Source organism: Streptococcus oralis, assembly GCF_001579025.1.
In the GTDB taxonomy this organism is placed as follows: Bacteria; Bacillota; Bacilli; order Lactobacillales; family Streptococcaceae; genus Streptococcus; species Streptococcus oralis_X.
The window spans coordinates 452,927-460,896 of record NZ_KQ970235.1; the positions used below are offsets into that span (position 1 = coordinate 452,927).

The following is a 7,970-nucleotide window of genomic DNA, read 5'->3' on the forward strand; positions in this document are numbered from 1 at the left end:
ACTTGCTAGAGGGATATGCACCGCCGTACTGTTATGTGGGGATTTTTGAAACCTTGGGTTCAAAAATCAGTCAGCTAAATCCACTTTGATGAGACTGTTGGAAATCTTAGTTTATTTGGTATAAGATTTCCTTACAGACTCACAAAAGTTAGTTAGCGACGTCCCCAGTACCTAAGGGGCATATCAAAAAAGATTGAAGAAGATGTAAAGGAAAAAACATGACAAAAAACTTATTAGTAGAACTCGGTCTTGAAGAGTTACCAGCCTACGTAGTAACTCCAAGCGAAAAACAACTAGGTGAAAAAATGGCAGCCTTCCTCAAGGAAAACCGCCTATCTTTTGAAGCCATTCAAACCTTCTCAACACCACGCCGTTTGGCTGTTCGTGTGACTGGTCTTGCAGACAAACAGTCTGATTTGACAGAAGATTTCAAGGGGCCAGCAAAGAAAATCGCCTTGGATAGTGATGGAAACTTCACCAAAGCAGCTCAAGGATTTGTCCGTGGAAAAGGCTTGACAGTTGAAGATATTGAATTCCGTGAAATCAAGGGTGAAGAATATGTCTATGTTACCAAGGAAGAAGTGGGGCAACCAGTTGAAGCCATTGTTCCAGGTGTTGTAGACGTCTTGAAGTCACTGACTTTCCCTGTCAGTATGCACTGGGCTAACAACACCTTTGAATACATCCGCCCTGTACACACTTTGACAGTTCTCTTGGACGAGCAAGAATTTGATTTGGATTTCCTTGATATCAAGGGCGATCGTGTGAGTCGCGGTCATCGTTTCTTAGGACAAGAAACCAAGATTCAGTCAGCATTGAGCTATGAAGAAGACCTTCGTAAGCAGTTTGTAATCGCGGATCCTCGTGAACGTGAGCAAATGATTGTTGATCAAATCAAGGAAATAGAGGCAAAACATGGTGTACGTATCGAAATTGATGCTGACTTGTTGAATGAAGTCTTGAACTTGGTTGAATACCCAACTGCCTTTATGGGAAGTTTTGATGCCAAATACCTTGAAGTTCCAGAAGAAGTCTTGGTGACTTCGATGAAGGAACACCAACGCTACTTCGTTGTTCGTGATCAAGATGGTAAACTCTTGCCAAACTTCATTTCAGTCCGTAACGGAAACGCAGAGCATTTGGAAAATGTTATCAAAGGAAATGAAAAAGTCTTGGTAGCCCGCTTGGAGGATGGGGAATTTTTCTGGCGTGAAGACCAAAAATTGGTTATATCAGACCTTGTTGAAAAATTAAACAACGTCACCTTCCACGAGAAGATTGGTTCTCTTCGTGAACACATGATTCGTACTGGTCAGATTGCCATTCTCTTGGCAGAAAAAGCTGGTTTGTCAGTGGATGAAACGGTTGACCTAGCCCGTGCAGCAGCCATTTACAAGTTTGACTTGTTGACGGGTATGGTTGGTGAGTTTGATGAACTTCAAGGAATTATGGGTGAGAAATATGCTCTTCTTGCAGGAGAAACTCCAGCAGTTGCGGCTGCTATTCGTGAACACTACATGCCTACATCAGCCGAAGGCGAACTTCCAGAGAGCAAGGTTGGAGCCATTCTAGCCATTGCAGACAAATTGGATACGATTTTGAGTTTCTTCTCAGTAGGCTTGATTCCATCAGGTTCTAATGACCCTTATGCCCTTCGTCGCGCGACGCAAGGTGTGGTTCGTATCTTGGATGCCTTTGGTTGGCATATTGCTATGGATGAGCTGATTGATAGCCTCTATGCTTTGAAATTCGACAGCTTGACTTATGAAAATAAAGCAGAGGTTATGGACTTTATCAAGGCTCGTGTTGATAAGATGATGGGTTCTACTCCAAAAGATATCAAGGAAGCAGTTCTTGCAAGTTCAAACTTTGTTGTGGCGGATATGCTAGAAGCAGCGAGTGCTCTTGTCGAAGCAAGCAAGAAAGAAGATTTCAAATCGTCTGTCGAATCCCTATCACGTGCTTTCAACTTGGCTGAAAAAGCCGAAGGAACTGATACTGTTGATCCTGCTCTCTTTGAGAATGAAGAAGAGAAAGCCTTGGCAGAAGCAGTAGAATCACTCGTTTTGTCAGGAACTGCAAGTCAGCAATTAGAACAACTCTTTGCGCTTAGCCCAGTTATTGATGCTTTCTTTGAAAATACTATGGTAATGGCTGAGGATCAGACTGTTCGACAAAATCGTTTGGCTATCTTGTCGCAATTAACCAAGAAAGCAGCTAAGCTCGCTCGTTTTAACCAAATCAATACTAAATAAACTCAGTCAAACGAACTGTATCTTATCACAAAGGAGAAGAAATGGATCCTAAAAAAATCGCTCGTATCAATGAGCTTGCCAAAAAGAAAAAGACAGAAGGCTTAACTTCTGCTGAAAAAGTGGAACAAGCTAAACTTCGTGAGGAGTATATCGAAGGCTATCGTCGTTCTGTTCGTCACCACGTCGAGGGAATAAAAATTGTGGACGAGGAAGGAAATGACGTCACACCAGAAAAACTACGTCAGGTACAACGTGAAAAAGGTTTGCACGGCCGTAGTATAGATGATCCTAACTCATAAAACGAAAGGGGTTTGTGGATGATTTACAAGCCCCTTTTCTGTTGCAATAAAAAAGAAGGAGCCAAATGGCTCCTTTTGGTTTCTTAGTTGCTTGCACCAGAAGTAGCGTCTGCACCACCACCGTGGCCTCCAGCATCACCTGAATCAGAAGCACCAGAAGTAGCATCAGCGTCTCCATGACCTCCAGCAGCAGGAGCGAATGGCCCACTACCGCCTACCAAACGTTGACCCGTTTCTTTTAGGTACCAGTCAAGCCATGGTTGGAAGTTAAAGACGATTTCATTGATACCAGCGTATGATCCGTCAGGATAATACATCGCTTGGTAGTTGTGAGTGTTGATAACACCTGCAGGTGAACCTGGGACGATTGTACGAACGTATTCTTGGTTTCCGTTGCGGAGTGTTCCGATAACCCACTCTACGTTCTTCATACGTGCTGGTGGAAGTGATCCATGAACAGTTGACATACGACTACCTGATTGAGGTGGTACACGTTTAGCGAACATGGTGTCTGGATCTTGGTGAGCGTTGTTGTAGTAGAGGAATTGGTTGTTGTCGTCAGCGTATGTCAATTCAAATGGCATAGCTTTCAAGAACATATCGATTTGGTTAACTGTCAGGATACCGTGGTCCAATTTGACATAGGTATCACCAGAAACAGCGCCAGTGATTGCTGCAACTTTTTCTACCCATTCTGGATCGTCAGGGTCAACTTCTGTAATGGTTGTAGCAATTGGTTTTCCACAATCCAAGTCTTCTGGTTCGATTGGTTTTGGTTTTTTCAATTTCGAAACGACTCCTACATATTTAACAAAGTTATCTAAGCAAGTTTCAAGGAATTTAACAGTTCCTTCGTTGGTGATGTTTCCATTGTTATCAAAAGCTTCTTTGGCTTTACCAAGAAGGAATTCATTACCTGGAAGTGTGTAGGCATTGACACCAGGAGCGTCAAGGATCTTACGAAGGTGAACTTGGGCACGTGAAGTTCCTTGGTCGTAGTATGATGCTCCCACAATCATAACAGGCTTGTTTTCAAATGGATGAACTTCGTATGAAAGCCATTCAAGTACAGATTTGAGTGAAGCTGAGATAGTGTGGTTGTGCTCAGGAGTGGCGATAATGACACCATCAGCACGTGTAATCTTGTTATACAAGAAACGCAATTGGAAACTTTCGTCCCATTTTTCGTCTTGGTTAAACATTGGAACTTCGTCAATTTCAAGAACTTCTAATTCAAATTTGAATTTGAAATTGCGACGAATAAATTCCAAGAGTTTGCGGTTATATGATTGATCGTAGTTTGATCCAACAAGTCCAACAAATTTCATTCTTTCGGTCTCCTATCTTACAAATTTTCCCAGTCAAATTCTTCTGCATCTTTGCGAAGCAATTCTTGCGCATTGCGCAATTTTTCAGTAATCTTCACAAAGATACGGAAGTCATCAAAGATGGCATCCAATTTCTTGATGACGTCAAGGTCAACCAAGTCACCACTTGGGTTAAATGCTTGAAGAGAGTGAGAAAGCAAGAATTCATCTGGTAAAACATTTGCCTTGATTTCAGGAGCGTTCAAGATTTGACGAAGTTGCAATTGGGCACGAGATGAACCAAGTGTACCGTAAGAAGCACCAGTGATCATGATTGGTTTGTTCAAAAGTGGGTAGATACCGTAAGATAGCCAAGCAAGAGCGCTCATCAAAACTGCAGGGATAGAGTGGTCGTACTCAGGAGTACCGATAATCACACCATCAGCTTCTTCAATTTTAGCTGCAATCTCAAGAATTTCAGCTGGAAGTTGCTTATCTGCTGGTTTGTTGAAAACAGGGATATCCTTGATTTCAACGAGTTCAATTTCAGCTTTATCAGCAAAGTGTTTTTGCATGTATTGGAGCAATTGGCGGTTTGTAGAACGTTTAGAGTTCGTTCCAACAATGGCAATAAGTTTTAGCATGAGATTTCCTTTCTCTTTTTACATAATACAATTTTGAAGGCCTGAAGAACAAGTAAAGCGTCCCTCTTTGTCGATGAGGATGGCTTCAATCCCATCTATACTTTCGACTTGCCAGAGGATAGAAGTGCTTCGTTCTCCGAAAAGGCGTGTTGTCCATATCTCACCATCGACGGATTTATCTGAGATAATCGTTAGGCTAGCAAGATCGGTTTCGACAGGGAATCCTGTCTTACTATCAAAGATATGGTGATAGTCTTTTCCATCCACTGTCAGGTGACGTTCATAGATACCTGAAGTGACAACGGATTTGTTAGAAGCAGGGATAGTTAGGAGATGATTGCCACGAGGATTTCGCGGATCTTGAATACCAATCTGCCAGGCTTTCCCTTCTTTGTCTTGATTGTTCCCGATGGTGAGGATATTTCCTCCGAGATTGATCAAGGCAGAAGTGACACCGTGCGCTTTTAAATACTGGGCAACCTTATCTGCACTATAGCCCTTGGCTAAACAACCTAAATCAAGCTTCATTCCTTTCTTCTCTAAAAAGACAGTAGAGCTAGTCGGATCCAACTTGATAAAATACGGGTTAACTAGAGGCAAGACAGCTTCGATTTCGTTTAGCTCTGGGAGTCGTGCATCTGCAAATCCGATTCGCCAGGTTTGAATCAAGGGACCAATACTGATATTGAGATGGCTAGATGGAGCTAGGCTGTGTTCTAATCCAAGAGAAATCAGTTCAAATAGCTCAGGATGAACCTTAACAGGTGCGATCCCGGCCTGGTAGTTGATTTCCATCAGTTCGGATTCTTGACTGTTGGCGTTGAAGCGGTATTCGAGCTCCTTGAGCAAATCAAAGGCTCCTTGAAGTAGGATTTCTGCCCGCTCATCTACTAATGAAATCGTGATCGTTGTTCCCATTAGTCGTTCCGAACGTGAATGAAGAGGCAAGCTACCAGCTCCTTTCTCTTTATAGGAAATCATTTAATATAAGTTGGTTAAAGAAAAATTAAACCCCTTACATTTTCTTTCCATGTATCTAGCATATCATAAAGTCAGCGTTTTCACAAATAAATTTTGACAAAAAGTCAAGAAATATGCTCGAAATTAATATGAAAACGATAGAAAAATTGGATTTATCAATGTTAAGTGTATTTTTTTCTGAAAAAAAGAGAATTCTGAGCAAATGCCTTGTAAACGCTAACAGTAAATGGTATACTAGAAAGGTAAATCAAAAATTAAAGGTAGGAATTTTTCTATGAGTAAAATCGTTGTAGTTGGTGCTAACCACGCTGGTACAGCTTGTATTAATACGATGTTGGACAACTTCGGACATGAGAACGAAATCGTAGTATTTGACCAAAACTCAAATATTTCATTCCTTGGTTGTGGAATGGCGCTTTGGATCGGGGAACAAATTGATGGCCCAGAAGGTCTCTTCTACTCTGATAAAGAAAAATTGGAAGCAAAAGGTGCTAAAGTTTACATGAACTCACCAGTTCTTTCAATTGACTACGATAACAAAGTTGTGACTGCAGAAGTTGAAGGTAAAGAGCACAAAGAGTCTTATGATAAATTGATCTTTGCAACTGGTTCAACTCCAATCTTGCCTCCAATCGAAGGTGTTGAAATCGTTAAGGGCAACCGCGAATTCAAAGCGACTCTTGAAAATGTACAATTTGTTAAATTGTACCAAAACGCTGAAGAAGTTATTGAAAAACTTGAAGACAAGAGCAAACACCTTGAGCGCATTGCCGTTGTTGGTGGTGGTTACATCGGTGTAGAACTTGCTGAAGCTTTCGAGCGTCTTGGAAAAGAAGTGGTGCTTGTCGATATCGTAGACACAGTCTTGAACGGCTACTATGATAAAGATTTCACACAAATGATGGCGAAGAACTTGGAAGACAACAACATCCGCTTGGCACTTGGTCAAACAGTAAAAGCTATCCAAGGTGATGGTAAAGTTGAACGCTTGGTAACAGACAAAGAAACATTTGATGTGGATATGGTTGTTCTTGCAGTTGGTTTCCGTCCAAACACAGCTCTTGCTGATGGTAAGATTGAACTTTTCCGTAACGGTGCCTTCCTTGTAGACAAGAAACAAGAAACATCTATCCCAGGTGTATACGCTGTTGGTGACTGTGCGACTGTTTATGACAACGCTCGTAAAGACACTAGCTACATCGCGCTTGCTTCAAACGCTGTTCGTACTGGTATCGTTGGTGCTTATAACGCTTGTGGACACGAACTTGAAGGAATCGGTGTACAAGGATCAAACGGTATCTCAATCTACGGTCTTCACATGGTTTCAACTGGTTTGACTCTTGAAAAAGCTAAAGCTGCTGGCTACAACGCAACTGAAACAGGTTTTAACGATCTTCAAAAACCAGAATTTATGAAGCATGATAACCATGAAGTTGCCATCAAGATTGTTTTTGACAAAGACAGCCGCGAAATTCTTGGCGCTCAAATGGTATCACGTGATTCTGCTATCAGCATGGGAATCCACATGTTCTCACTTGCTATCCAAGAGCATGTAACCATTGATAAATTGGCTTTGACAGACCTATTCTTCTTGCCACATTTCAACAAACCATACAATTACATCACAATGGCTGCACTTACAGCTGAAAAATAAAATTTGATGAACTATCTGGCCTTAGGTTAAGGTCAGATAGTTTTTTATGTTACTGTACCCGGACAATTATTGTTTTTCTATCTTGTACTTCATTCTAATCTGGCTTAAAATGAAATGGTAGCTACCAATACAAATGATGAGGATTAAGAAATGACTGAAAATCGTTATGAACTAAATAAAAACTTGGCACAGATGCTCAAAGGTGGAGTTATTATGGATGTACAAAATCCTGAACAGGCCCGTATCGCAGAGGCAGCTGGTGCGGCTGCTGTTATGGCCTTGGAGCGGATTCCAGCTGATATTCGTGCAGCTGGTGGAGTTTCCCGTATGAGCGATCCAAAGATGATTAAGGAAATCCAAGAAGCGGTCAGCATTCCAGTGATGGCCAAGGTCAGAATCGGGCATTTTGTTGAAGCTCAGATTTTAGAGGCTATTGAGATTGACTATATCGATGAGAGTGAAGTGCTGTCTCCAGCAGACGATCGTTTCCATGTGGACAAGAAAGAATTCCAAGTTCCTTTTGTCTGCGGAGCTAAGGACTTGGGTGAAGCCTTGCGTCGTATCGCTGAAGGAGCTTCCATGATTCGCACAAAAGGAGAACCGGGGACAGGTGACATTGTTCAAGCTGTTCGCCATATGCGTATGATGAATCAAGAAATTCGCCGTATTCAAAATCTACGTGAAGATGAGCTCTATGTGGCTGCCAAGGACTTGCAAGTCCCTGTAGAATTAGTCCAATACGTTCATGAACATGGAAAATTGCCAGTTGTTAACTTTGCAGCTGGAGGTGTGGCAACGCCAGCAGATGCTGCGCTGATGATGCAATTGGG

At 41.9% G+C, this 7,970-nt stretch carries 7 protein-coding genes; 4 read left to right on the forward strand and 3 right to left on the reverse strand.

The genetic code is table 11. From position 1 onward, the window contains the following. The first annotated feature begins 218 nt into the window (after window positions 1-218). Window positions 219-2,255, forward strand: a complete 2,037-nt coding sequence (gene glyS, locus SORDD27_RS02035) for a glycine--tRNA ligase subunit beta (protein ID WP_061427049.1) — start codon at window positions 219-221, stop codon at window positions 2,253-2,255. A gap of 41 nt (window positions 2,256-2,296) precedes the next feature. Next, complete coding sequence (locus SORDD27_RS02040; RefSeq protein ID WP_042767752.1) at window positions 2,297-2,554, forward strand: DUF896 family protein; 258 nt, start codon at window positions 2,297-2,299, stop codon at window positions 2,552-2,554. Window positions 2,555-2,637: 83 nt separating this feature from the next. Here SORDD27_RS02040 and SORDD27_RS02045 read toward each other — a convergent pair whose 3' ends face one another. Genes SORDD27_RS02045 through SORDD27_RS02055 form a run of 3 tightly spaced genes read right to left on the reverse strand, consistent with a single transcriptional unit; the run spans window position 2,638 to window position 5,453 of the window. Further along, a complete protein-coding gene (locus tag SORDD27_RS02045; protein WP_049501180.1) occupies window positions 2,638-3,882 on the reverse strand; it encodes an NAD(P)H-dependent oxidoreductase in 1,245 nt (414 codons plus the stop codon). Between the two features lie 17 nt (window positions 3,883-3,899). After that, a complete protein-coding gene (locus tag SORDD27_RS02050; RefSeq protein WP_000915935.1) occupies window positions 3,900-4,505 on the reverse strand; it encodes an NADPH-dependent FMN reductase in 606 nt (201 codons plus the stop codon). An 18-nt stretch (window positions 4,506-4,523) separates the two neighbouring features. Continuing rightward, window positions 4,524-5,453 carry an FAD:protein FMN transferase gene (locus SORDD27_RS02055; protein WP_061428041.1) on the reverse strand — a complete coding sequence of 310 codons (930 nt, stop codon included), beginning with the start codon at window positions 5,451-5,453 and terminating at the stop codon, window positions 4,524-4,526. A gap of 307 nt (window positions 5,454-5,760) precedes the next feature. Between SORDD27_RS02055 and nox the strand changes: the two genes are divergently transcribed. Continuing rightward, window positions 5,761-7,140 (forward strand): H2O-forming NADH oxidase, encoded by a 1,380-nt coding sequence (nox, locus tag SORDD27_RS02060; RefSeq protein WP_042767750.1) that lies wholly within the window; start codon window positions 5,761-5,763, stop codon window positions 7,138-7,140. 150 nt (window positions 7,141-7,290) lie between these two features. Next, the coding region (gene pdxS, locus SORDD27_RS02065; protein ID WP_061428043.1) for a pyridoxal 5'-phosphate synthase lyase subunit PdxS at window positions 7,291-7,970 on the forward strand (680 nt) is incomplete at its 3' end.